Origin of the sequence: Janthinobacterium rivuli, assembly GCF_009208735.1 — a bacterium.
GTDB lineage: Bacteria > Pseudomonadota > Gammaproteobacteria > Burkholderiales > Burkholderiaceae_D > Janthinobacterium.
In genome coordinates, this window is record NZ_WFLJ01000025.1 from 61,873 (window position 1) to 85,007 (window position 23,135).

The following is a 23,135-nucleotide window of genomic DNA, read 5'->3' on the forward strand; positions in this document are numbered from 1 at the left end:
TACTGGCGGCTTACATTTCATCAAAGAGCAAGCCATGCAACTCGAACAGCCATTATCAGAAAAAGAATTCGACGAATTAGACCAATTCCTGTTGTCGGAGCGCTGCTCCGAAGACGCGATGACCATGGATATGCTGCACGGCTATCTGACGGCCGTCGCCATCGGCCCGGAACCGATCATGCCGGCCGAGTGGTTGCCGCGCGTGTGGGGCGAAGATGCCGAAGATGCGCCGAAATTCAAGAACAGCAAGGAAGAAGAACGCATCGTCAACCTGATCATGCGCTTCATGAACGAAGTGCTGGTGACGTTTGAAGTGGCGCCGAAAGAGTTCGAAGCCCTGTTCGTCGAGCACGACTACGAAGGCCAGACCCTGATCGACGCCGAAGCCTGGTGCTGGGGCTTCTGGGACGGCATGGAGCTGCGTCCCGGCTCGTGGAACGAGATCTGGGATTCCGAAGTGGCCGAACTGATGCAGCCGATCTACCTGCTGGGCGCCGACGAAATCAAGGAAGAAGAACTGAAACTGGTGGAAGACCCGGTCAAGGCGCACAAGCTGGCGCAGGAACTGGAAGCGAACCTGCCGGCCATCCACCGTTTCTGGGTACCACGCCGCAAGGCTCCCGTGCAAACCATGAAGCGCGAAGAGCCGAAAGTGGGCCGCAACGACGACTGCCCTTGCGGCAGCGGCAAGAAGTTCAAGAAATGCTGCGGCGCCGAGCCGGCAGCCGAGTAATACCGCAGTAGCATCCATCTGCGCCGGCGTCCTGCCGGCGCAGCGCTGGCGCCGGCCCACCGGCTATAATCGGCGCATGAAACTCCCCGACCTGAACCTGCTCGTCGCCCTCGACATCCTGCTCGAGGAAGGCAGCGCCGTGGCCGCCGCGCGGCGCATGAACCTGAGCGCGCCAGCCATGAGCCGCACCCTGGCGCGCATCCGCGACGCCATCGGCGACCCCGTCTTCGTGCGCTCCGGGCGCGGCCTGGCGCCCACTCCGCGCGCGCTGGAATTGCGCGAGCAGGTGCGCGGCGTGGTGGAGCAGGCGCACGCCATCTTCACCTCCGGCCGCGAAGTGGACTTGCGCACCCTGGAACGCACCTTCAGCCTGTGCGCCAACGACGTGTTTGTCGGTGCCTATGGCGGCAAGCTGCGCGACCTGCTGGCCATCCATGCGCCGCACACAGTGCTGCGCTTCGTGCCCGAAGGCGATGGCGCCACGGAAAACGACGCCCTGCACGCGGGCCGCATCGACCTGTACATCAGCGCGCGGCGCGCCTTTGCGCCCGACATCAAGCTGCAGCAGCTGTTTACCAGCGGCTTTGTCGGCATCGCCCGCAGCGACCACCCGCTCTTCGACGGCCCCATCAACCTCGACAGCTTTACCGAGTACGAACATATCAGCGTCTCGCGGCGCGGCCTGGCACGCGGCCCGTTCGACACGGCCCTGGCCGAGCGGGGCTACATGCGCAGAGTGTCCCTGATCAGCCCCAACTTCCAGTCCGCCATCTTCGCCGTGGCCGATTCGCGCCTGCTGCTGCCGCTGATGCCCACGCCCCTGCTGGCCATCGTCGAGCGGCTGGGCTTGAAGCTGCGCACCTTCCAGCTGCCGATCCCCGTCGACAGCGTGGAAGTCTTCCAGGCCTGGCACCCGCGCCTCGATCACGACCATGCGCACCGCTGGCTGCGCCGCACGATCAAGGAGCTGTGCGGCAGCGCGCTTCCGGACACCTGAATCATTGCGCCAGACGCAATTCAGACTTCATCAATGATCAATTTTCATAAGATTTAGCGCTACCTATACTGCGTGGACTGATCCTCATCCACGGAGTTCCCTGTGTCTGCTGTACCCCTTCCTGGCGCCGCCCCCGCGGCCGCGCCGCCCGCGCCTCCCATCTTCGGACTGCGCCTGGCCACGGGCTTGGCCGGCGTGCTGCTGGCCGTGCTGGTGGCCGGCCTGAATGAAAACATCACCAAGGTCGCGCTGGCCGACATCCGCGGCGCCATGGGCATCGCGCGCGACGACGCCAGCTGGCTCGTCGCCCTGTATGCGGCCGCCTCGGTCTCGGCCATGGCGTTCGCGCCGTGGTGCTCCGTCACCTTTTCGCTGCGCCGGCTGACGGCCGCCGCCATCCTCGTCTGCATGGCCGCCGGCGTGCTATGCCCGTTCGCGCCGAACCTGTCCGTGCTGATGGTCCTGCGCGTAGTGCAGGGCGCGGCTGGCGGCGCCCTGCCGCCCATGCTGATGACTGTGGCGCTGCGCTTCCTGCCGCCGAACATCAAGCTGTATGGCCTGGGCGGCTATGCGCTGAGCGCCACCTTCGGCCCCAGCCTGGGCACGCCGCTGGCCGCCTTCTGGACCGAGTACCTGGGCTGGCAATGGGCCTTCTGGCAAGTCGTCCCGGGCAGCATCGTCGCCCTGCTGATGGTGTCCTGGGGCTTGCCGCAAGACCCGCTGCGCCTTGAGCGCTTGCGCCAGTTCGACTGGCGCGGCCTGCTGCTTGGCCTGCCCGCCATCAGCATGCTGGTGGTGGGATTGCTGCAGGGCGAACGCCTGGCGTGGTTCGCCTCGCCGCTGATCTGCGTGCTGCTGGGCGGCGGTCTGTTGCTGCTGGTGCTGTTCTTCATCAACGAGTGGTCGCACCCGCTGCCGTTCTTCAAGCTGCAGCTGCTGTCGCGGCGCAACCTCAGCCATGCCCTGCTGACCCTGGGCGGCGTGCTGTTCGTCTTGCTGGCCGTGATCCTGATTCCCTCATCCTACCTGGCGCAGGTGCACGCCTACCGCCCGCTGCAGACGGCGCCCGTGATGCTGATGGTGGCGCTGCCGCAATTGATCGCCCTGCCGCTGGTGGCCGCCCTGTGCAATATCCGCGCCGTCGACTGCCGCTGGGTGCTGGCCATCGGCCTGGCCCTGTTGGCCCTGTCCTGCGTGCTCGGCGCGCGCATGTCGCCGGACTGGATCCGCACGCATTTCTACCTGCTGCAAGCGGTGCAGATCTTTGCGCAACCGATGGCCGTGATTCCCTTGCTGCTGCTGGCCACCACGGGCCTGGCGCCGCAGGATGGTCCGTTCGCCTCGGCCTGGTTCAACACCATCAAGGGCATGTCGGCCGTCGTCGCCACCGGCGTGCTCGATGCGCTGATCACGCGCCGCAACCATTTTCATTCGACGGTGCTCAGCGAACGCCTGGGCAACCTGCCTGGCGCCGTGGACGTGCCGGGGCTGGGGTCTGGCCTGAGTGCGCGCATGCATGCGCAAGTCGTCACCCTGACCTCGTCCGATCTGTACCTCATTGTCGCCGCCATCGCGCTGGCCATGATTGTGATCATTCCCATCCTGCCGACGCGCGTCTATCCGCCGCGCGCCGCCTGACTTTTATTTCTAGAAAGAGCTTCACCATGCAAAAACCCATACTGCGCTCGCGCGCCTTTCTTCTCGGCCCGGCCCTGCTGGCCTGCGCCCTCGCCTTTTGTGCCTGGCAACTGCTATTCGCCCGTGGCGACGAACAAAGCACCGACGACGCCTTCGTCAGCGCCGACTACACCGTGCTCTCCCCCAAGGTGGGCGGCATCGTGCGGGAAGTGCTGGTGGAAGACAACCAGACTGTCAAGGCGGGTCAGCTGCTGGCGCGCATCGACGACCGCGACTACGAGGCCGCCGCCGCCTCGGCCCGCGCCGAGGTCGCCGGCGCCGAGGCGCAACTGGCGAATGCCCGCGCCACCTTGCAGCGCCAGCAATCGGTGATCGAACAAGCCACGACCCTGGTCGACGCCAACCAGGCGGAAGACAAACTGGCGCAGCAGGAACTGGCCCGCTCGCAGCACCTGGCTGGCCAGGGCGCGGGCAGCGTGCAAAACGCGCAGCAGGCACAGTCGCGCTTCGACGTGAGCCGCGCGCGCCTGGCGCAGAACCGCGCCGCCCTCGTCGCCACCCGCAAGCAGACGGACATTCAGCAGGCGCAGCAAGGCGCGGCCGAAGCGGCCCTGCTGCGCGCCCGCGCCAGCCTGCAACGGGCCGAACTGGATCTGTCGCATACGCAGCTGCGCGCCCCCATCGACGGCATCGTCGGACGCCGCGCCGTGCGCGTCGGCGCCCTGGTGGCGCCCGGCGCCAGCCTGATGGCCGTGGTGCCCCTGAACCGCAGCTTCGTCGTCGCCAACCTGCAGGAAACCCAGTTGACGCACGTGCGCCAGGGCCAGCGCGCCAGCATCGCCGTCGACGCCTATCCTGACGTGCTCCTGCGCGGCACGGTGCACAGCATCGCGCCCGCCACGGGCGTGACGTTCGCCGCCATCGCGCCGGAAAACGCCACCGGCAACTTCACCAAGGTGGTGCAGCGCATCCCCGTCAGGATCGCGCTCGATCCCGGCCAGGATGCCGAACATCACCTGCGCGTGGGCATGTCGGCCGAAGTGCGCATCGATACGGCCATGCGTCGTCAAGAATTGAAGCAGGTGAGCGCGCGATGAAAGCACTGATACTCTTTACGGCCCTGGGCCTGGCCGGCTGCGCCAGCGTCGGCAACGATTTCCAGCGTCCGCACCATGATCTGGCACAGCAATGGCGCCAGGCGGAGCATGCCAGTTTCGCCGCCAGCCAGGATGGCGCCATCGAGCAGCGCTGGTGGGACAGCTTTGGCGACGCCACCCTGTCGTCCTTGCTGCAGCGCGCCGCCGGCGCCAACCTCGACGTGCTGGCGGCAGGCAGCCGGCTGGAACAGAGCCGCGCCGCGCGCGGCGTGGCCGGCGCCGCGCAAGGCCCGTCCCTGGGCGCGAATGGCGGCTATGGCCGCGCGCGCAACAGCGAACAAGGCTTGAGCGACCCGTCGCGCCACAACGGCCAGTCCGCCTACAACCTGTGGCAAGGCAATCTCGATGCGGCCTGGGAGCTGGACTTGTGGGGCCGCGTGCGGCGCGACGTGGAAGCGGCCGACGCGCGCGTCGACGCGGCCGTGGAAACGCAGCGCGGCGTGCTGCTGGCCGTGCTGGCCGAGACGGCGCGCGACTACATCGAGCTGCGCGGCGCGCAGCAGACCCTGGCCATCACGCAGCAACTGCTCGATATCGCCCGCCATACGCTGGAACTGACGCGCATCCGCCTGCGTGAAGGCGCGGCGACGCAACTCGACGAGGCCGAGGCGGCGGCCCACGTGGCCACCATCGAGGCGCGCCTGCCGCCGCTGCAGCAGCGCGAAGCGCGCCTGGGCAATGCCCTCGCCCTCCTGCTGGCGCTGCCGCCACAGTCCCTGCAGGCGGAACTGGCGGCGGGCAAGGCCATTCCCGCCGTGGCCATGCAGGTGCAGCTGGGCGTGCCGAGCAGCCTGGCCGAACGGCGTCCCGACATCCGCCGCGCCGAAGCGCAGCTGCACGCGGCCACGGCCGCCATCGGCGTGGCGCAAGGCGATTTTTATCCGCGCATCACGCTCTCGGGCAGCGTCGGCCTGCAGGCGATGCAGCTGTCCGATATCGGCTGGGACGCCAAACGCTTCGCCTTCGGTCCCGGCTTCAGCGTGCCCCTGTTCGATGGCGGCCGCCTGCGCGGCAAGCTGCAATTGCGCGAGGCGCAGCAGCAGGAAGCGGCCATCGCCTACCGCCAGACGGTGCTGGCCGCCTGGCACGAGGTGGAAGATGCGTTATCGAGCTACCAGGCCAACGCCCGCCGCCAGGCCAGCCTCGATGCAGCCGTCAGACAGGGACGCCGGGCGCTGAGCAGCGCTGAACTGCAGTACCGCCAGGGCGGCACGGACCTGATCAACGTGCTGCATGTGCAAAACACCTTATTGAACAACGAAGCGGCGCTGGTCGACAGCCGCGCCACCGCCTCGCTGTCGCTGGTCCAGGTCTACAAGGCGCTGGGCGGCGGCTGGCAAGCCTTTTCAACCCCATCGCAAGGAAGCACGCCATGAAACCGAATCCCGCACATTTTTCCATCCACGACGTCAGCGACTTTCCCATCGTGCGCTTTCGCCCTGAAACGGCCGTCACCGGCTATGCCCCGCTGTGGGAAAACGACATGGACGCCCTGCTGCGCCATGGCGTACCGTTCGTCATGCTGTTCGAAGAGGAACGCGGCGATGAAGCGCACATCGACCGCAAGCGCCGCGGCCTGTGGCTCAAGCATAACAAGGTGGCGCTGGCCGCCCTGTGCCGGGGCCTGGTATCGGTCGAGGAGGATGCGGAACAGCGCGCGCGCCTGCAGGCAATGGCGGCCGGCGCCATGAAAGCCTTCGGCATCCTGCAGGAAGTGGCCGCCACGCGCGAACAGGCCGAGGCCCTGATGGTCTGGCTGCTGGGCAGCGGCCAGATGGCGCGGCCGCGCGCGGCGGACGTGTGGTGAGTGCGGCGGCCGGCAGCACGCCATCGCCCCGGCGGGACGCCGCGGTGCTTACGGCGCCGCGTCCTCGGTGGCGATCCGCTGCGTCGGCGCCAGCACGCTCTCTGCCGACAGGGCGCGCGCATGGCCCGCCTGCGGCAGCTGTTGCGCCACGGCCGGGTACTGCGAGGCCGCATCGCCGACGGCGGACAGCACCTGCATCGGCGTGGCCAGCGCCAGCGCTCCCGCGCCCATTTTTTTCAGCGCGATGCGGCGCGCCACGCTGGCGGCGATCATGCGGCGCATAGCTCGCCCTCCTGCGCCACGCGCTCGACGATGTGGCGCCATTCGCACAGCTCATGCACGCCCGGCTTGCGTTCGCCGAAGAACATGACGATGTTGTCGCCCCTGGCGTCGAACAGTTCCACGGACGTCACCAGGCCGTCGACGGTCGGCTTTTTCACCACCCAGGCGCTGGCGATATGGTCTTCGCGCAAATGCAGGTTGAAGCGCGTGTCGAGGACATTGATCCATGGCCCCATCACGGCGATCTTGTGCACGGGGCCGGAATGGATCTGGATCATGCCGGCATTGCCGACGAAGGCCATGATGGACACCTTTTCGAGGGCGGCGCTATTGAGCAGGTCCAGCACGCACGATGGGTCGAGCCGCTGCACGAAGCGCGCCTCGGCCAGGCGCAGCCCCTGCAGGCGCGAGACCGCGTATTTTTTCAGCACGGTGAAAAAATCATGCGTGTCGCGCAAGTCGGCCCAGGCGGCGCGAAAGCCGGCCACGTCGATCTGCGCGTCGGGCAGTTCGGCCGGCCGCGGCGCCGGCGCCGTCACGCTGATGCCGGCCGCCTGGTTCGCGTCGGCAAAATGCGCCACCAGCGCATCGTAGGCGGCGATGTCGCTGTGCGGCGTGAGGAAAATCTTGTGCACGGCATGGCCGGCCGCATCGAAAAACTGCAGGCTGCGCCGCACTTCCTTCTCACCCATCTCCCGAACGGCAAAGCCATGCGCCCAGTGGCGGTAAAACATGCGCAGGTCGATGTCGCCACCGAGCACCAGGCCCACGTGGTTGTTGTGGCTGGCCTTGCGGTAGACGCCCGTCTTTTCATGCACGCACGAGGCGTTGCGCGTCAGCGCCATGACTTCGCCCAGCGGCTCCAGCGCCTGGACGATGGCGGGCCAGTCGGCCTGCAGGCGCTCGGCGCCCAGCAAGGTGCCATTGGCCAGCGACAAGCCCGCATGCGCGGCGATCAGCTCGCCTTCGGCCATGCCCAGTTCCTCGGCGATGTCGCGGTGGCGGGCTTTTTTCTCGCGGCGCAGGCGGGCAAATTCGCTGGCGACCAGCTCGGTGTTGCAAACAGGGGGCATGCTCGTCACGGTGTCTCCTTTCAAGGCGAACACTGGCTGGCATGGGCTGGCTGGTGGTGGGGAATCTTGAATTCAATTATAAATGAGAATCATTCGCAATCAAGGCTTATTTGCGTGAAAAGAATAGCGCGCAAAAAAAAGCGCCGCGACAGGAAACCCGTCGCGGCGCAAAGGAGACCGATCGGTATTGCCGATCAGTTCAGGAAAAAAAGGTCAGGCGCTGGCCTGCGCTCCCGGCATGACGGCCGCTTCCGCCGCCTGCTTCGGGCTGGAGCGCTGCGCCAGCAGGATCACGGCGGCCAGCACCATGGCGCCGCCCAGCAATTGCGTGCCGCTGACGGATTCCTTCAGCAGGGTCACGCCGAACGCCATCGTGATGACGGGTTCGAATGTGGAAATGATGGAGGCCTTGGCCGCGCCGATCTGCGCCACGCCGGCAAAGAAGGCGGCAATGGCGATGGCCGTCGAAAACAGGGCGATGGCGCTGACGGCCAGCCAGCCCGTCGCCGTGCCCGGCAAGGACACGCCTTGCCACAAGGCAATCGCGCTGTTCGACAGGCCGGCTGTGCCCAGGATCACCACGCAGGCGGCCAATGGGTGAATATTCTCGCGGCTTTTCGACAGGCTGTTGCCAAACAGGATGTACACGGCGTACACGCCGGCGGCCATCAAGGCCAGCGCGATGCCGATGGGCTGGCCCTGCAACTTGCCGCCCAGGGTGATGGCCATGCCGGCAATCGCCAGCGCCATCAGCACCAGCATGCGCCGGTCCAGCTTTTCCCAGCCCAGCGCCAGCGCGAGGATGGTGACCAGCACGGGATACACATACAGCAGCATGCCGCACAGGCCGCTGCTGGCATACATCAAGGCATTGAAATAGCCTTGCGACTGGGCCGTGTACATCAGGCCCATCAGCATGTAGCCGGCCAGCAGGCGGCCGCGCGGCAAGCGCCAGCCACCGAGCCACACGAGCGGCAGCAACAGCATGGCGGCGATGACGAAACGCAAAGCCAGCATGGTCGACGGGTTGACCCCGGACGCATAGGCCGCCTTGGCAAACACTGCGGAACTGCCGAAACCGGCGGCCGACAGCAACACCAGCGCAACGGCGCGGCGATCAGACATGACTAAACCTCTTTGAGTACACCTGGGCAAACCCGCTGCGTATCGCGACGGTTTTCCCAGGCGTTGTAAATATTAATGCCAAGCAAGGCTGGAAGGTGATGCGTGCGTGAAATGCATGCGTGAATCCTATTGCGGGTCACTTCTCGCAGTGACGGCATCATATTCGCTTGCGCAAAATGAAACAAACCAATATTCTTCACGGATAGGCCGAATATTACTGAGGCTCAATCTCCTGAGAGTGCCATGTCACGTCCCTTGCCCCCGCTCGCCGCCCTGCACGCCTTCGAGGCGGCCGCCCGCCATGAAGGCTTCCAGCGCGCGGGCGAAGAATTGCACGTGTCGGCCGGCGCCATCGGTCACCACGTGAAACAGCTGGAAGCGTGGCTGGGCATCGTGCTGTTCCAGCGCCTGCCGCGCGGCGTGGTGCTGACCAATGCCGGTCAGCGCTATGCGGCTTCGCTGGGGCCGATACTCAACCAGCTGGCCGACGTGTCCGAGCAGGCGCGGCGCCAGGGCGACGACAAGGTGGTGACGGTGACGGCCACCAGCTCGCTCGTCTCGCGCTGGCTGATGCCGCGCCTGGGCCGGCTGCGCGACCGCTACCCGCAGATCGAGCTGCGCGTGCTGGCGTCGATGCACCCGGTCGACCTGGCGCGCGATGGCGTGGACGTGGCCATCCGCCTGGGACCGGGCCGCTATCCGGGCCTGAAGGTCGATTTATTGATGGAAGAATGGTTTTCCGCCGTCTGCAGCCCCGGCTTCCGCGCCAACGCGGCCAGCCTGCGCCAGCCCGCCGACCTGCTGCGCTATCCGCTGCTGCACGACGAACCGGAAGTGCACCTGCCCGGCGAAATCGACTGGACGCGCTGGCTGCATAGTTGCGGCGTGCATTACAGCGGCAATAGCGGCAACAGCGGCGCGCGCTTTTCGCACACGTATCTGTGCCTGGACGCGGCCGCCAGCGGCCAGGGCGTGGCCATCGCCGCCAGCCCCCTGATCGGCGACGACCTGCGCTCGGGCCGCCTGGTGCGCGTGTTCGAACACGCTGTGCGCGGCCCCCACTGTTATTATCTGCTGCGCTCGCCCCAGGCGGAAACGCGGCCCCTCGTGCATGCGTTCTGCGAATGGCTGATCGCCGAGGCCCGCGCCGACCAGGAAACCGTCTGGCCCACCGTGGAGAGCGCATGACAAACAGGGAACTGGCGCGCAGCGCCGCATATATTGTCCAGCATGAATACGAACACGCCAGCGTACTGGCCGCCGATGGCCGGCGGGCGAGCCTGGGCGAGTTCTATGGCGACCCGGCCGTGGCCTTGATCGACATCAACGAGCGATGGTGCGCCGTGGCGGGCGAGGGATTGGTGCTGTGCCGGCTGGACCAGCCGTTCGGGCAGTGTATGGAATACCACCGCCAGCCAGGCGACGTGCGCTGGATCACGGCTTTACGGCAAACGGGAACGTTTGCGCTGGAATGGCAAGGCGAGGATGGCGTGTGGTCCACCCTCGCTTTTGGAACAGCCGAGGAATTTATAATTTAATAAAATGCTCGCGGTAATACTTCAGCTCTTCGATCGACTCCAGGATATCGGCCAGGGCCGTGTGTTTCTGGTGTTTCTTGAAACCGGTGGCGATTTCCGGCTTCCAGCGCTTGCACAGCTCTTTCAGCGTCGATACGTCAACATTGCGATAGTGGAAGAACGCTTCCAGCTTCGGCATGCCGCGCACCATGAAGCGGCGGTCCTGGCCGATGGTGTTGCCGCACATGGGCGACTTGCCTGCCGGTACGTATTTCTTCAGGAACGCGATCAGTTCCGCTTCCGCCTGGGCTTCCGTCACGGTCGACGCCTTGACCTTGTCGATCAGGCCCGAGCGGCCGTGCGTGCCCTTGTTCCAGGCATCCATCTTGTTCAGCGTTTCATCGGACTGGTGAATCACGAACACGGGGCCTTCGGCCAGCAGGTTCAAGTGCATGTCCGTCACCACCACCGCCACCTCGATGATGCGGTCGGTATCGGGCTCCAGGCCCGTCATTTCCATGTCGACCCAGACCAGGTTCATCTCATTGGGACGTGCCGGCACGGTGGGTGCGGGGGTGGATGCAGTTAAGTCAGTCGCTTGTGACATAATTCTCTCTTGGCCTAATCAAACTAAATAATCAGCCATTTTCTCACAGGCACAGAATGTATTCACTCGCGTTTTCGATTTTGTTTGTATCCGTCCTCGTTTTGACCCTGGCCGTGCGCTTCTGGCTCGCTTCGCGGCAGATTCGCCACGTGCTGGCTCACCGCGCCTTTGTTCCACCCGAATTCGCGGAAAAGATTCCGCTGGCCGCGCACCAGAAGGCGGCCGACTACACGGTGGCCAAGACCAAGTTCGGCTTGCTGACCTTGCTGGTCAACTATGCCGTGCTGATCGGCTTTACCTTGCTGGGCGGCCTGCAATGGCTGGCCCTGCATCTGAATGAATGGATGGGGCCTGGCTCGCCCATGCTGTACCAGATCGGCCTGATCGCCGCCTTCGCCGCCATTTCCGGCCTGATCGACCTGCCCTTCGACTATTACCGTCAGTTCGTGCTCGAGCAGCGCTTCGGCTTCAACACCATGGCGCGCAAGCTGTTCTTCGCGGACATGCTCAAGGGCGTGGGCCTGGGCGCCGTCATCGGCCTGCCACTGATCTGGGTCGTGCTGACCCTGATGGCCAAGTCGGGCGACCTGTGGTGGCTGTACGCGTGGTTCGTCTGGAGCGGCTTCCAGTTGCTGATGATGGTGCTGTTCCCCACCGTCATCGCGCCGCTGTTCAACAAATTCACGCCGCTGGCCGACGAATCCTTGAAAAGCCGCATCGAAGGCTTGATGCAGCGCGTCGGTTTCGCCTCGAAAGGCTTGTTCGTCATGGATGGCTCGAAGCGCAGCGCCCACGGCAATGCGTATTTCTCGGGTTTTGGCGCCAACAAGCGCATCGTCTTCTTCGACACCCTGCTGTCGCGCCTGGCGCCGCAGGAAATCGAAGCCGTGCTGGCGCATGAACTGGGCCACTTCAAGCTCAAGCACATCGTCAAGCGCATCGCCGTGATGTTCGCCATCTCGCTGGGCTTTTTGGCGCTGCTGGGCTTCCTGAAGACGCAGCCATGGTTTTACGCGGGCCTGGGCGTGGATCCCGTCGCCCTGGCCATCACGGGCCAGCCGACGGACGCGCTGGCCCTGCTGCTGTTCATGCTGGCCTTGCCCGTCTTCACTTTCCTGCTGGGACCGTTGACGTCACTGAGCTCGCGCAAGCATGAATTCGAAGCCGACGCTTTCGCCGCCACGCACACGCAGGCGGACGACCTGGTCTCGGCGCTCGTGAAAATGTATGAAGACAATGCGTCGACCCTGACGCCCGACCCGCTGCACTCGGCCTTCTACGACTCGCACCCGCCGGCCAGCGTGCGCATCCGCCACCTGAAAGGGGCTACGACATGAATACGCCATCCACCTCGCAAGACCTGGCCCAACTGTCCTGCACGCCGCGCCAGCAGGCGCTGGGCGACACGGACATCGCCACCCTGCACGCCCTGCTGCCCCAGTGGACGCTGCAAAATGGCAAGCTGTGCCGCGACTTCGGCTTCAAGAATTACTACCAGACCCTGGCGTTCGTGAACGCCCTGGCCTATATGACCCATACGCAAGACCACCATCCGGAGCTCATCATTACTTACAAAACCTGCGCCGTGCGCTACGACACGCACTCGGTCAACCATGGCGCCGGCGGCCTGTCCGAAAACGACTTCATCTGCGCCGCCAAGGCAGACCTCATCTACCAGAGCAGCCAGGTGGCCCCATGAGCGAAGGCAAGTTGACCGGCGTCATCATCGCCGCCCACGGCCGCCATTACCTGGCCGACGTGGATGGCGCCAAGCTGCAATGCGTGACGCGCGGCAAGAAGACCAATGTGGCCGTGGGCGACATCGTGCACCTGACGCGCACCTCGAACGACCAGGCCGTCATCGACCGCATCGAGGAACGCAAGACCCTGCTGTACCGCTCGGACCAGTACAAATCGAAGTTGCTGGCCGCCAACCTGACGCAGCTGTTCATCGTCGTGGCGACGGAACCAGGCTTTGCCGACGACCTGATCTCGCGTTCGCTGGTGGCGGCCGACGCGGCCGGCATCGAGGCGCGCATCATCCTGAACAAAACGGACGTGACGGCCTCGCTGGAGCGCGCCCGCGAACGCCTGCTGCCGTATTCCTCGATGGGCTATCCCGTCGATGAAGTGTCGGCGCGCGCCGAACCGGAGCACGCCGTGGCCACCCTGGCGCCGCTGCTGGCGGGCCAGTCGTCCATCCTCATCGGCCAGTCGGGCATGGGCAAGTCGTCGCTGATCAACCTGCTGGTGCCGGACGCCGACATCGCCGTGCGGGAAATCTCGGCAGCGCTCGACACGGGCAAGCACACGACGACCTTTACGCGCCTGTACAAGCTCGACGAACTGGGCGCGAACAGCTCCATCATCGATTCGCCCGGCTTCCAGGAATTCGGCCTGTACCACCTGTCCGAAGGCATGCTGGAGCGGGCCTTCCGCGAATTCCAGCCCTACCTGGGCGGCTGCAAGTTCTACAACTGCCGCCACCTGATCGAGCCGCAGTGCGCCATCCTGCAAGCCTTGTCTGAAGGCAAGATCGCCAAGATGCGCCATACCCTGTACGGCCAGTTGCTGCACGAATCGGCGCAGACCCTGTATTAAGCACCCGCCCCAGCGCAAATATCACGGCAAAAAAAGCTCGGCTGGCGAAATTTAATTTCGCAGCCGAGCTCGCCTTCCGATTTTAATCCCAAAACCATTCATCTGCCGTTTTATGCACTTCATCGCGTAAAACCAGCCCTCCGTCGCCCGCCGCTGGCGATGGCCAGGCGCGTTTGCTAACTTGACACCAGTCCCTGCAGGAAACCTGCCAGCGACCACACGATCTAACTTCAACCAATCCTGTCATCCTGATCGAAGGTGAATGTCATGCATACCAAACGTTTCCTCCCCCTCCTCCTTGCCCTGTTCGCGCTTGCCGGCGGCATGGCCCAGGCGCAAACCGCCGCCGCACCGCCCACCACCGACAGCGTGCGCGTCACCTCGGGCACCTACTATCACGTCACGGCCCAGGAAGCCTTCGACATCGAGCAGCAATACCGCCTGTCGAATGGACAACGGCTGGAAGTCCGCCAGCAAGACAGCCATTTCTTTGGCCGCCTGATCGACGACCGCGAATGGCAGGCAAAAAACAGCGTGGAAATCTACCCGACCGGCCCGGGCCAGTTTGTCACCAAAAAGGGCGCCACCTTCGTCTTCAGCAATGCGGGCGACCGCGTGGTGATCGACGACGCCCAGTTCCTGCCCGGCTTGCGCCTGCCCGCCGACATGCGCAGCGCCAGCACCGCGACGGGCAGCGCCAGCATCCGGCTGGTGTCGCGCTAGGATCGACTTGGGCGCCTGCCCCGCCATCGGCCGGCGGGGGCAAATCGCCCCCGCCGGGGACGCCATGCCCGATGAAGAATTCTGACCGGCGCACTGAACAATTCCCCTGAATGCAGCTTACAATGCGATGACGCATGGCCTGTGCAATCACAGGCTGGAGCCACTGTTTGCGGGGGAGAATGCTTGAATGGAAATGTTCGCGCTCGAACATGACGTAGCGCAGTGGGAAAGCGCATTGCTGCCGTTGCGCGGCGCCGGGCGCGTACCGCTGCTGCTGGCGCTGTCGTGGCATCTGCGCCAGCGCGATTGCGCTAGAGCAATTGCGCTGAGCGAAGAGGCGCATCTGCTGCTGCCGCTGGCGGGCCTGGATGCGGCAGCACTGGAACAGGCGCGCGCGCGCCTGCAACTGGTGCAGGCGGAAGTGGCATGGCTGCAAGGTGCGCTCGATGCCGCGGAAAGCCTGGCCATGGCGGCGCACGCCATCCTGTGCGCGCACGGCAACGGCGCCGGTTGCGCCGACGCCCACTGGCTGCTCTCCTCGATCGCCGTCGACCGTGGCGACCATGCCCGCTGCGACGCCGAACTGCTGGCTGCGGCGCAGCAAGCGCGCGGCGCCGGCGATGCGACGCGCGCCAGCCTGGCCGACGCGGCCATGGCGCGCTGGGCCGTGTTGCGCGACGCGCCTGCCGCCCAGGCCCGCTGGAGCGGGCACCTCCAGGCCGACGCCGGCGTCAAGCTGCCCGCGCCGCTGGCGGCCTGGGTGCATGACTTCCGCGGCTTGCTGGCGCACACCTCGCGCGACCTGGGCGCGGCCGCCGGCTACTACATGCAAAGCTACGAGGCGGCGCTGGAAAGCGGCCAGCTGCGCGGCGCGATCACGGCCGCCATCAATATCGGCGACTGTTTCTCCAGCCTCAACGACAACGAATCGGCCCTCGAATGGATGCAGTGCGCGCTGGATCTGGCCCGTCCCACGGGCTGGCCGCGCAGCATCGGCGCCTGCCAGACGCATACGGCCGAAACCATGCGCAAGCTGGGGCGGCTGGCCGCCGCCGAAGACTTGCTGCGCGAAGCGCTGCACATCCTGGCGCCCGTATCCGGTGCGCGCACCTACGCCAACGCCCTGTTCCACTTGGGCGAGCTGAGCCTGGACAAGGGCGACTACGACACGGCGCTCGACGCCTTCAGCCGGCTGGCGCAGCGCGCCGAAGCGCTGGGCCAGGCCGATTTCCGCAGCATGGCGCAACGCGGCAGCGCCCACGCGCTGTCCTACCTGGACCGGCCGGACGAGGCGCTGCAGGCGGCTGAACGGGCTTGCCAGCTGGCCACGGCGCAGGGCGACGCCATGCACCAGGTGGCGGCGCTGCGCGTGCTGGCCATGCTGCATGCGCGCCACGAGTTGCCACCGCCCGCAGGCATGTCGGAACGCAATCCCGCCCTGCATTTCCTGCACCAGGCGCTGCAGGTGGCCGCCTCCATCGAAGGCTACTCGCCGCCCGGCGAACTGCTCGATGCGCTGGCGCGCGAATACGCGCATGCGGGCGACTATGCGCGCGCCTACGATATCGCCCTCGATGCGGGCGTGGCGCGCGAAAAAAGCCACACCCAGCAAGCGAGCAACCGCGCCACCGCCATGCAGATCTACCACCAGACGGAACATGCGCGCTCGGAAGGCTATCACCACCGCGAACTGGCCGCCTCCGAAGCGCGCCGCGCCGAAGTGCTGCAGCAGACCAGCGACACCCTGGAACGGCTGTCGGCCATCGGCCAGGAAATCACCACCCACCTCGACGCCAGCGCCGTCTTCCAGGTGCTCGACCGCCACGTGCATGCCTTGCTGCCGGTCAACACCTTCGCCGTCTACATGCTCGACGCGGCGGGCACGGCCCTGCACCGCGCGCATGGCATGGAGGCGGGCCATCCCCTGCCCGACAACGCCATTCCTCTGAGCAATCCGCGCGCCTATTCCGTGCGTTGCCTGCTGGGCCGGCGCGAAGTGTATATCGACCAGGTACCGCCGCAGCGCCACGCCTACACGGTGCCCGGCACCCTGCATAACCAGAGCGTGCTGTACGTGCCGCTGATGGTGGGCGAACGCGTGCTGGGCGTGATGACGGTGCAGGCGTGCCATGCGCATGCCTACGGCGAACGCGAACGCCTGATCTTCCGCACCCTGTGCGCGTATGGCGCCATCGCGCTCGACAATGCCAGCGCCTACCGGCAATTGCAAGATGCCCAGGCGCAACTGGTATCGCAGGAAAAACTGGCCGCCCTCGGTTCGCTGATGGCCGGCGTGGCGCATGAACTCAATACCCCGATCGGCAACAGTTTATTGATCGCCAGCACCATGCAACAAAAGACGGAAGATGTGGAACGCCTGATGAACGGTCCCGGACTGCGCCGCTCGGACCTGGCGGCCTTCATCGACGATGCGCGCAAGGCATCGGCGCTGGTGATGCGCGGCTTGCGCAGCGCGGCCGACCTGGTCAACAGCTTCAAGCAGGTGGCCGTGGACCGCACCACCGAGCAGCGGCGCCAGTTCGACCTGCAACAAGTGAGCAATGAAATCATCGCCACCGTCATGAACCGCATCCGCGGTTCGGGCCACCGCATCGAAATGGAGATAGCCTTCGGCATCGCCATGGACAGCTATCCGGGCCCGTTCGGCCAGGTGATCACCAATCTGATCAACAATGCGCTGCTGCACGCCTTCGCCCCCGCGCCCAACGATGGCGCCGCCGGCACGGGCTGCATGCGCCTGTCGGCCACGGCGCACGCCGCGCGCGTGCGGATCGTCTTCGAGGACAATGGCGGCGGCATCGCCGAACAGCATTTGTCGCGCATCTTCGACCCCTTCTTTACCACCAAGCTGGGCCAGGGTGGCAGCGGCCTGGGGCTGTCGATCAGCTACAACATCGTCACGGCCCTGCTGGGCGGCACCATCCAGGTGACCAGCAGCCCCGCCGGCACGCGTTTCACCCTGGACTTGCCCCTGGTGGCGCCCCGACTGGACGGCGCCGCGCCCGCCAGCATCTATTAATAGGCCGCCCTTTTCCTGGGCGCAGGCTTGCCTATACAAGTACGCGCCCGGACGGTCTTTCCAATCTAAAAGCAAAACCCTTATAATTGAACGGCTGAAGTACTTGCCATTGCATTATTTTCAACTTGGCAAACCGCATCGTACCGCGCGACAGGCGTCGCGCTGGCACCGATCAACACAGCAGCGCGCCGGGCGAGGCAGTCATCAGACGAGATGTTGTACGCTGATGCAACCCGGCGGGAAAGGCACGCCGCCGGCGGCCTGCGCATCTTCAAGTGGTCATTATGTCGACAAAAAAACCGATCAAGCACTACCTCCAGTTCTCCGATTTCACGTTGGAAGAGTACGAATATGTGATCGAACGCGCCCATCTGATCAAGCGCAAGTTCAAGAACTACGAAATCTACCATCCACTGATCGACCGCACCCTGGTGATGGTCTTTGAAAAGAACTCGACCCGCACCCGCCTGTCTTTCGAGGCGGGCATGCATCAGCTGGGCGGCGCCGCCATCTACCTGAACACGCGCGATTCCCAGCTGGGCCGCGGCGAACCGGTGGAAGACGCGGGCCAGGTCATGTCGCGCATGTGCGACATCATCATGGTGCGCACGTTTGGCCAGGAAATCATCGAGCGTTTCGCCGCCAATTCGCGCGTGCCGGTGATCAATGGACTGACCAATGAACACCACCCTTGCCAGGTCTTTGCCGACATCTTCACCTACATCGAACACCGCGGCTCGATCGCCGGCAAGGTCGTCGCCTGGATCGGCGACGCCAACAACATGCTGTACTCGTGGCTGCAGGCGGCCGAAGTGTTCGGCTTCCACGTCAACGTGTCGACGCCGAAGGGTTACGACATCGACCTGTCGCAAGTCAAGACCGACCGCTACACCTTCTTCGCCAACCCGTCGGACGCCTGCGAAGGCGCGCACCTGGTCAACACGGACGTGTGGACCAGCATGGGCTACGAAGCGGAAAACGCGGCCCGCATCGCCGCCTTCGACGGCTGGATCGTCGATGGCGCGAAGATGGCCCGCGCCGCGCCCGACGCCCTGTTCATGCACTGCCTGCCCGCCCACCGCGGCGAGGAAGTGGCCGCCGAAGTGATCGACGGCCCGCAATCGGTGGTGTGGGACGAGGCGGAAAACCGTTTGCACGTGCAAAAAGCGCTGATCGAATACCTGTTACTCGGTAAAATCCAATAATTCGCCTGGAACTGCAGAACTCCCGGCAGCATCGCAACACATACATCGACAACGACAACTGGAAGCAATATGAGCGACATTAAAAAAGTAGTCCTGGCCTATTCGGGCGGACTCGACACCTCCGTCATCCTGAAATGGCTGCAAGATAACTACCAGTGCGAAATCGTCACCTTCACGGCCGACCTGGGCCAGGGCGAAGAACTGGAACCGGCGCGCGCCAAGGCCATCAAGTTCGGCATCAAGCCGGAAAACATCCATATCGAAGACGTGCGCGAAGAATTCGTGCGCGATTTCGTCTTCCCGATGTTCCGCGCCAATACCGTGTATGAAGGCGAATACCTGCTGGGAACCTCGATCGCCCGTCCATTGATCGCCAAGCGCCTGATCGAAATCGCCAACGCCACGGGCGCCGACGCCATCTCGCACGGCGCGACCGGCAAGGGCAACGACCAGGTGCGTTTCGAACTGGGCGCCTACGCGCTGAAGCCAGGCGTAAAGATCATCGCTCCATGGCGCGAGTGGGATCTGCTGTCGCGCGAAAAACTGCTGAAGTACGCGGAAGACGCCGGCATCGAAATCGACATGAAGCACAAGAACGGCGGCGCGCCGTACTCGATGGACGCCAACTTGCTGCACATCAGCTTTGAAGGCCGCCACCTGGAAAACCCGAGCGCCGAAGCGGAAGAGACCATGTGGCGCTGGACCGTCAGCCCTGAAAAGGCGCCGGACGAAGCGGAATACCTGGACATCGAATACGAAAAAGGCGACATCGTCGCCATCAACGGCGTGCGCATGTCGCCCGCCACCGTGCTGGCCGAACTGAACAAAGTTGGCGGCAAGCATGGCGTGGGACGCCTGGACCTGGTGGAAAACCGCTACGTCGGCATGAAGTCGCGCGGCTGCTATGAAACCCCGGGCGGCACCATCATGCTCAAAGCCCACCGCGCCATCGAATCGATCACCCTGGACCGCGAAGTGGCCCACTTGAAAGATGACCTGATGCCGCGCTACGCGTCGATGATCTACAACGGCTACTGGTGGGCGCCCGAGCGCGTCGCCCTGCAAACCCTGATCGACCACACGCAGGAAACCGTGAACGGCTGGGTACGCATCAAGCTGTACAAGGGCAATGTCATCGTCGTGTCGCGCGATTCGAAGACGGACTCGCTGTTCGACATGAACATCGCCACCTTCGACGAAGACGGCGGCGCCTACAACCAGGCCGACGCCGGCGGCTTCATCAAACTGAACGCCTTGCGCATGCGCATCGCCGCCATCGCCCGCGAAAAGCGCGGCCAGAAGTAATTAGTTGCCGGGAGGCACTGCCTCCCGTGCCAACCCAAGCCGCCCACGGGCGGCTTTTTTACGTCTGAAACGCACTCGGCCGCGATTTTCGGCCGTGCGCTCCCCTGTATTGCCCCCATTTTGCTGTCTGCGTGGCAAAATGCTACAGTGCAATTGTGCTGACCTTCCCGCTTCCGGAGCCCTCCCATGTTCAAGAACCTGAGCATCAAGAATAAACTGTATCTGGGCTTCGGCTCCATCGTGGCCATCATCCTGATCCTGCTGGCCGTGGCCTACAACAGCTTTACGCGCCTGTCGGAAGCCAATGCCTGGGACCGCCACACGATGGAGGTGCAGGTCGAGATCGACAAGATTCACAATTCCATCCTGCAAATCCAGGTGGAAGCGCGCGGTTTCATTCTGACCGGCAACGACGCTTCGCTGAACCCGGAAACGGACGAGATGGCGGTGCTGACGCAGCACACGCAAAAAGCCATCGCCATGACGGTCGATAACAAGGTGCAATCGGAACGCTTCCGCAAGATCGACCAGCTGACCACCACCTGGGTCAAGGAATGGATCACCCCGCTGATCGAGAAGCGCCGCGCGCTGGGCAATGCGCCAGGCGCCACGGAATCGGTGGCGCGCACCATGCCGCCGACCGGCTACCCGGCCATCGCGCAAGCGAACAAGCTGCTCGACGAAGCGGCGGCAGAAGAGTCCCGCTTGCTGGCCGAACGCACGGCCACCACGGCGAAATTGCAGGAAACCATGATGCTGACCCTGGCACTGGGCGGCTTGCTGTGCGTGGTACTGGCGCTGGGCATTTCCTACCTGCTGGGCCGCTCCATCCTCAGTCCGCTGAACAACCTGACGGAGGCCGTCGGGCGCATCGCCGGCGGCGAGCAGAGCGCGCGCGCCGCCATCATTTCGCGCGACGAATTGGGTCAGGTGACGGAAGAGTTCAACCGCATGGCGCAAACCATCCAGGACAACCAGGCCAACGAACTGGCCGCCACCAACACCTTGCGCGCCAAGGTCGATTCGCTGCTGGAAGTGGTGTCGAAAGCGGCCTCGGGCGACCTGACGGGCAAGGTCGGCATCACGGGCAACGACGCCATCGGCCAGCTGGGCAATGGCCTGGCGAAGATGTTCGAGAACCTGCGCAGCCTGCTCAACAATGTGCAAAAGGCCGGCATCCAGGTGACGACGTCCGCCACGGAAATCGCCGCCTCGGCGCGCCAGCAGGAAGCCACGGGCATCGAGCAGGCGCAAACGAGCGTGGAAATCCTCAGCACCACCAAGGAAATTTCGGCCAACACGAGCCAGTTGCTCAAAACTATGGAAGATGCCACCGCCGTGGCCGACTACACGACGAATGCGACGGCCGAAGCGCAAAACAACCTCAAGCGCATGGATTCGACCATGCAGCACATGGTCTCGGCCACCGATTCCATCAACGCCAAGCTGGCGGCCCTGTCGGAAAAAGCCAGCAATATCAATAGCGTGCTGATCACCATCACGAAGGTGGCCGACCAGACCAACATCCTGTCGCTGAACGCCGCCATCGAGGCGGAAAAGGCGGGCGAGGCGGGTCGCGGCTTTTCCGTGGTGGCGACGGAAATCCGCCGCCTGGCCGACCAGACCTCCGTTTCCACCTGGGATATCGAGCAAATGCTCAAGGAAATGCAGTCGGCCGTGTCCGCCAGCGTGATGGGCATGGATAAATTCTCGGAAGAAATTCGCCGCAGCGTGGGCGAAGTGCGGCAAGTGGCGGAACAATTGTCGTCCGTGATGGACCAGGTGCAAAAGCTCACGCCGCAATTCGACGCCGTGCTGCAAGGCATGCAGTCGCAAGCCATCGGCGCCTCGCAGATTTCCGACACCATGATGCAGCTCAACGACGCCACGCAGCAGACGGTGGAGTCATTGAAAGCCACCAGCGAAGCGGTGCACCAGCTGCAATATGCGGCGGGCGACCTGCAGTCGAGCGTGTCGACCTTCGCCGTCACCATCTGATCCCATGAAAGTATTGCTCTTTCACATAGGACGCGACCGCTATGGCCTGCCCCTGGCCGGCATCGTGCGCGTCTTGCCGCTGCTGGAGCTGAAACAGTTGCCGCTCACGCCAGACTACGTGGCCGGCCTGATGGACTTGCACGGCACGCCCGTGCCCGTGATCGACCTGTCGCGCCTGGCCGGGCTGCCGGCCGCCGCCGCGCAGTTCGACACGCGCATCGTCATTGTCGACTACCGCGCGCCTGGCGGCGAAACCATGCACGCGCTGGGTTTGCTGGCCTCGCAGGTGCGCGGCATCGCCGACATCGATACGGAAAAGCTCGACGATAGCGGCGTGGCGACGGCGCCCTTCCTGGGCCAGGTGGCCAGCGACGCCGACGGCATCGTGCAGCTGGTGGAACTGGCGCACCTGCTGCCGCCGGACGTGCGCGCGCTGCTGTTTCAAGACGCGGGCGCGACATGACGGCGCAAGCCCTGCTGCGCCGCGCCACCGGCCTGTCCGTTTCCAAGGCCGTGGCCGAGCGGGCCGTCGGCCAGCGCATGGAGCAAACGGGTTTTACCGACAGCGTAGCCTACCTGCAGGCCCTCACGCCGGCCGAAATGACGCAATTGATCGAACTGGTGGTGGTGCCGGAATCGTGGCTGTTCCGCGACCCGCAGGCGTTCTACGCCACCGTCGAACTGGTGCAGGAACGCTGGGCGCGCGGGCGCGCCACGCGCATCCTGTCGATCCCCTGCGCCGGCGGCGAGGAACCGTATTCGATGGCCATGGCGCTGCGCGACGGCGGCGTGCCGAAGCAGGCGTTCAGCATCGACGCGTATGACCTGAGTCCCGGCTGCATCGAGCGGGCGCAGGCCGGCGTGTATGGCCGCAACGCCTTTCGCGCGCAGGACGTGGGCTTTCGCGAACGCTATTTCACGCACGTGGCCGACGACGCCTACCGCATCATCGACTCCTTGCGCGAGCAAGTCACCTTCAGGCAGGGCAATCTGCTGCAGTTCGACACCGCCACCTACAGCCGCCACTACGACGTCATCTTCTGTCGCAACCTCCTGATTTACTTCGACAAGCCGACCACGCGCGCGGCCATCGAGAATCTGTCGGCGCTGCTGGCCGACGACGGCATGCTGCTGGCCGGTTATGCGGAAGTGCCGTCATTCTGCCAGAACGGCTTTGCGACGCTGCAGTTCCGCCAGGCCTTCGCGCTGAAAAAGGACAGCACGCCGCCGGCCGCCGTCATCCAGGTGGCGCCGCTGCCTGCCCTGCGCAGCGTGCCGCCCGCGCCAAGGCGCGCTGCCGCTCCCTCGGCGCCCGTCGCGCCGGCCA

At 64.9% G+C, this 23,135-nt stretch carries 22 protein-coding genes; 18 read left to right on the forward strand and 4 right to left on the reverse strand.

Translation table 11 applies throughout. From position 1 onward, the window contains the following. The first annotated feature begins 34 nt into the window (after positions 1–34). From GCN78_RS26670 to GCN78_RS26695, 6 genes are all read left to right on the forward strand, one after another. The gene (locus tag GCN78_RS26670; RefSeq protein WP_034785080.1) at positions 35–733 is read left to right on the forward strand and encodes a UPF0149 family protein; all 699 of its coding nucleotides are present in this window, start codon (positions 35–37) and stop codon (positions 731–733) included. A 76-nt stretch (positions 734–809) separates the two neighbouring features. Further along, on the forward strand, positions 810–1,730 hold the full coding sequence (locus tag GCN78_RS26675) for a LysR family transcriptional regulator (protein ID WP_152254399.1): 921 nt from the start codon (positions 810–812) through the stop codon (positions 1,728–1,730). Between the two features lie 102 nt (positions 1,731–1,832). Next, positions 1,833–3,368: an MFS transporter gene (locus GCN78_RS26680; protein WP_152254400.1), complete on the forward strand. Its 1,536-nt coding sequence runs from the start codon at positions 1,833–1,835 to the stop codon at positions 3,366–3,368. A gap of 26 nt (positions 3,369–3,394) precedes the next feature. Continuing rightward, a complete protein-coding gene (locus tag GCN78_RS26685; RefSeq protein WP_152254401.1) occupies positions 3,395–4,465 on the forward strand; it encodes an HlyD family secretion protein in 1,071 nt (356 codons plus the stop codon). Next, entirely contained in the window at positions 4,462–5,901 is a 1,440-nt protein-coding gene (locus GCN78_RS26690) for an efflux transporter outer membrane subunit (RefSeq protein ID WP_152254402.1), read from the forward strand. The genes GCN78_RS26685 and GCN78_RS26690 overlap by 4 nt, the downstream gene beginning before the upstream one ends. Beyond that, positions 5,898–6,332: a hypothetical protein gene (locus GCN78_RS26695; protein WP_193316882.1), complete on the forward strand. Its 435-nt coding sequence runs from the start codon at positions 5,898–5,900 to the stop codon at positions 6,330–6,332. The genes GCN78_RS26690 and GCN78_RS26695 overlap by 4 nt, the downstream gene beginning before the upstream one ends. A gap of 48 nt (positions 6,333–6,380) precedes the next feature. Here the strand turns inward: GCN78_RS26695 and GCN78_RS26700 are convergent, their stop codons facing one another. The 3 genes from GCN78_RS26700 to GCN78_RS26710 all read right to left on the reverse strand — a co-directional run bounded on the left by GCN78_RS26700 (position 6,381) and on the right by GCN78_RS26710 (position 8,812). Continuing rightward, a complete protein-coding gene (locus GCN78_RS26700) occupies positions 6,381–6,614 on the reverse strand; it encodes a hypothetical protein (protein ID WP_193316883.1) in 234 nt (77 codons plus the stop codon). Continuing rightward, entirely contained in the window at positions 6,602–7,687 is a 1,086-nt protein-coding gene (locus tag GCN78_RS26705; protein ID WP_152254418.1) for a hemin-degrading factor, read from the reverse strand. The genes GCN78_RS26700 and GCN78_RS26705 overlap by 13 nt, the downstream gene beginning before the upstream one ends. 213 nt (positions 7,688–7,900) lie before the next feature. After that, positions 7,901–8,812, reverse strand: a complete 912-nt coding sequence (locus tag GCN78_RS26710; RefSeq protein ID WP_152254403.1) for a DMT family transporter — start codon at positions 8,810–8,812, stop codon at positions 7,901–7,903. A 243-nt stretch (positions 8,813–9,055) separates the two neighbouring features. Here GCN78_RS26710 and gcvA point away from each other — a divergent pair, with 243 nt between their 5' ends. Further along, complete coding sequence (gene gcvA / locus GCN78_RS26715; protein ID WP_131689209.1) at positions 9,056–10,000, forward strand: transcriptional regulator GcvA; 945 nt, start codon at positions 9,056–9,058, stop codon at positions 9,998–10,000. Continuing rightward, positions 9,997–10,350, forward strand: a complete 354-nt coding sequence (locus GCN78_RS26720) for a hypothetical protein (protein WP_152254404.1) — start codon at positions 9,997–9,999, stop codon at positions 10,348–10,350. Before gcvA ends, GCN78_RS26720 begins: the two co-directional genes overlap by 4 nt. Here GCN78_RS26720 and orn read toward each other — a convergent pair. Then, the gene (gene orn, locus GCN78_RS26725; RefSeq protein WP_175560553.1) at positions 10,340–10,936 is read right to left on the reverse strand and encodes an oligoribonuclease; all 597 of its coding nucleotides are present in this window, start codon (positions 10,934–10,936) and stop codon (positions 10,340–10,342) included. The two genes, GCN78_RS26720 and orn, sit on opposite strands and share 11 nt — an antisense overlap. A 56-nt stretch (positions 10,937–10,992) precedes the next feature. Between orn and GCN78_RS26730 the strand changes: the two genes are divergently transcribed. The 10 genes from GCN78_RS26730 to GCN78_RS26775 all read left to right on the forward strand — a co-directional run. Next, positions 10,993–12,273 carry a M48 family metallopeptidase gene (locus tag GCN78_RS26730; RefSeq protein WP_152254405.1) on the forward strand — a complete coding sequence of 427 codons (1,281 nt, stop codon included), beginning with the start codon at positions 10,993–10,995 and terminating at the stop codon, positions 12,271–12,273. Then, positions 12,270–12,635, forward strand: a complete 366-nt coding sequence (locus tag GCN78_RS26735; RefSeq protein WP_152254406.1) for a 4a-hydroxytetrahydrobiopterin dehydratase — start codon at positions 12,270–12,272, stop codon at positions 12,633–12,635. Before GCN78_RS26730 ends, GCN78_RS26735 begins: the two co-directional genes overlap by 4 nt. Beyond that, entirely contained in the window at positions 12,632–13,537 is a 906-nt protein-coding gene (rsgA, locus tag GCN78_RS26740; RefSeq protein WP_034785059.1) for a ribosome small subunit-dependent GTPase A, read from the forward strand. The genes GCN78_RS26735 and rsgA overlap by 4 nt, the downstream gene beginning before the upstream one ends. Positions 13,538–13,804: 267 nt before the next feature. Next, the gene (locus GCN78_RS26745) at positions 13,805–14,260 is read left to right on the forward strand and encodes a hypothetical protein (protein WP_152254407.1); all 456 of its coding nucleotides are present in this window, start codon (positions 13,805–13,807) and stop codon (positions 14,258–14,260) included. 187 nt (positions 14,261–14,447) lie between these two features. Further along, positions 14,448–17,300, forward strand: coding sequence for an ATP-binding protein (locus tag GCN78_RS26750; RefSeq protein ID WP_152254408.1), 2,853 nt, complete (start codon positions 14,448–14,450; stop codon positions 17,298–17,300). 284 nt (positions 17,301–17,584) lie between these two features. Then, complete coding sequence (gene argF / locus GCN78_RS26755; protein WP_152254409.1) at positions 17,585–18,505, forward strand: ornithine carbamoyltransferase; 921 nt, start codon at positions 17,585–17,587, stop codon at positions 18,503–18,505. A gap of 69 nt (positions 18,506–18,574) precedes the next feature. Further along, positions 18,575–19,810: an argininosuccinate synthase gene (locus GCN78_RS26760; RefSeq protein ID WP_034759383.1), complete on the forward strand. Its 1,236-nt coding sequence runs from the start codon at positions 18,575–18,577 to the stop codon at positions 19,808–19,810. A 186-nt stretch (positions 19,811–19,996) separates the two neighbouring features. Further along, positions 19,997–21,808: a methyl-accepting chemotaxis protein gene (locus GCN78_RS26765; protein ID WP_152254410.1), complete on the forward strand. Its 1,812-nt coding sequence runs from the start codon at positions 19,997–19,999 to the stop codon at positions 21,806–21,808. Between the two features lie 4 nt (positions 21,809–21,812). Then, positions 21,813–22,271 (forward strand): chemotaxis protein CheW, encoded by a 459-nt coding sequence (locus tag GCN78_RS26770; RefSeq protein ID WP_152254411.1) that lies wholly within the window; start codon positions 21,813–21,815, stop codon positions 22,269–22,271. After that, positions 22,268–23,135, forward strand: an 868-nt coding sequence (locus tag GCN78_RS26775; RefSeq protein ID WP_152254412.1) for a CheR family methyltransferase, incomplete at its 3' end; no start/stop codon positions are given. The genes GCN78_RS26770 and GCN78_RS26775, both read left to right, overlap by 4 nt.

What these genes read in the sequence shown, in the direction of transcription:
- GCN78_RS26735 (WP_152254406.1), top strand. Translation starts at nt 12,270, where the DNA reads ATGAATACGCCATCCACCTCGCAAGACCTGGCCCAACTGTCCTGCACG.
- GCN78_RS26750 (WP_152254408.1), top strand. Translation starts at nt 14,448, where the DNA reads ATGGAAATGTTCGCGCTCGAACATGACGTAGCGCAGTGGGAAAGCGCA.
- GCN78_RS26700 (WP_193316883.1), bottom strand. Translation starts at nt 6,614, where the DNA reads ATGCGCCGCATGATCGCCGCCAGCGTGGCGCGCCGCATCGCGCTGAAA.
- GCN78_RS26685 (WP_152254401.1), top strand. Translation starts at nt 3,395, where the DNA reads ATGCAAAAACCCATACTGCGCTCGCGCGCCTTTCTTCTCGGCCCGGCC.
- GCN78_RS26705 (WP_152254418.1), bottom strand. Translation starts at nt 7,687, where the DNA reads ATGCCCCCTGTTTGCAACACCGAGCTGGTCGCCAGCGAATTTGCCCGC.
- GCN78_RS26745 (WP_152254407.1), top strand. Translation starts at nt 13,805, where the DNA reads ATGCATACCAAACGTTTCCTCCCCCTCCTCCTTGCCCTGTTCGCGCTT.
- argF (WP_152254409.1), top strand. Translation starts at nt 17,585, where the DNA reads ATGTCGACAAAAAAACCGATCAAGCACTACCTCCAGTTCTCCGATTTC.
- GCN78_RS26770 (WP_152254411.1), top strand. Translation starts at nt 21,813, where the DNA reads ATGAAAGTATTGCTCTTTCACATAGGACGCGACCGCTATGGCCTGCCC.
- orn (WP_175560553.1), bottom strand. Translation starts at nt 10,936, where the DNA reads ATGTCACAAGCGACTGACTTAACTGCATCCACCCCCGCACCCACCGTG.
- GCN78_RS26695 (WP_193316882.1), top strand. Translation starts at nt 5,898, where the DNA reads ATGAAACCGAATCCCGCACATTTTTCCATCCACGACGTCAGCGACTTT.
- gcvA (WP_131689209.1), top strand. Translation starts at nt 9,056, where the DNA reads ATGTCACGTCCCTTGCCCCCGCTCGCCGCCCTGCACGCCTTCGAGGCG.
- GCN78_RS26720 (WP_152254404.1), top strand. Translation starts at nt 9,997, where the DNA reads ATGACAAACAGGGAACTGGCGCGCAGCGCCGCATATATTGTCCAGCAT.
- rsgA (WP_034785059.1), top strand. Translation starts at nt 12,632, where the DNA reads ATGAGCGAAGGCAAGTTGACCGGCGTCATCATCGCCGCCCACGGCCGC.
- GCN78_RS26675 (WP_152254399.1), top strand. Translation starts at nt 810, where the DNA reads ATGAAACTCCCCGACCTGAACCTGCTCGTCGCCCTCGACATCCTGCTC.
- GCN78_RS26690 (WP_152254402.1), top strand. Translation starts at nt 4,462, where the DNA reads ATGAAAGCACTGATACTCTTTACGGCCCTGGGCCTGGCCGGCTGCGCC.
- GCN78_RS26670 (WP_034785080.1), top strand. Translation starts at nt 35, where the DNA reads ATGCAACTCGAACAGCCATTATCAGAAAAAGAATTCGACGAATTAGAC.
- GCN78_RS26760 (WP_034759383.1), top strand. Translation starts at nt 18,575, where the DNA reads ATGAGCGACATTAAAAAAGTAGTCCTGGCCTATTCGGGCGGACTCGAC.
- GCN78_RS26710 (WP_152254403.1), bottom strand. Translation starts at nt 8,812, where the DNA reads ATGTCTGATCGCCGCGCCGTTGCGCTGGTGTTGCTGTCGGCCGCCGGT.
- GCN78_RS26765 (WP_152254410.1), top strand. Translation starts at nt 19,997, where the DNA reads ATGTTCAAGAACCTGAGCATCAAGAATAAACTGTATCTGGGCTTCGGC.
- GCN78_RS26730 (WP_152254405.1), top strand. Translation starts at nt 10,993, where the DNA reads ATGTATTCACTCGCGTTTTCGATTTTGTTTGTATCCGTCCTCGTTTTG.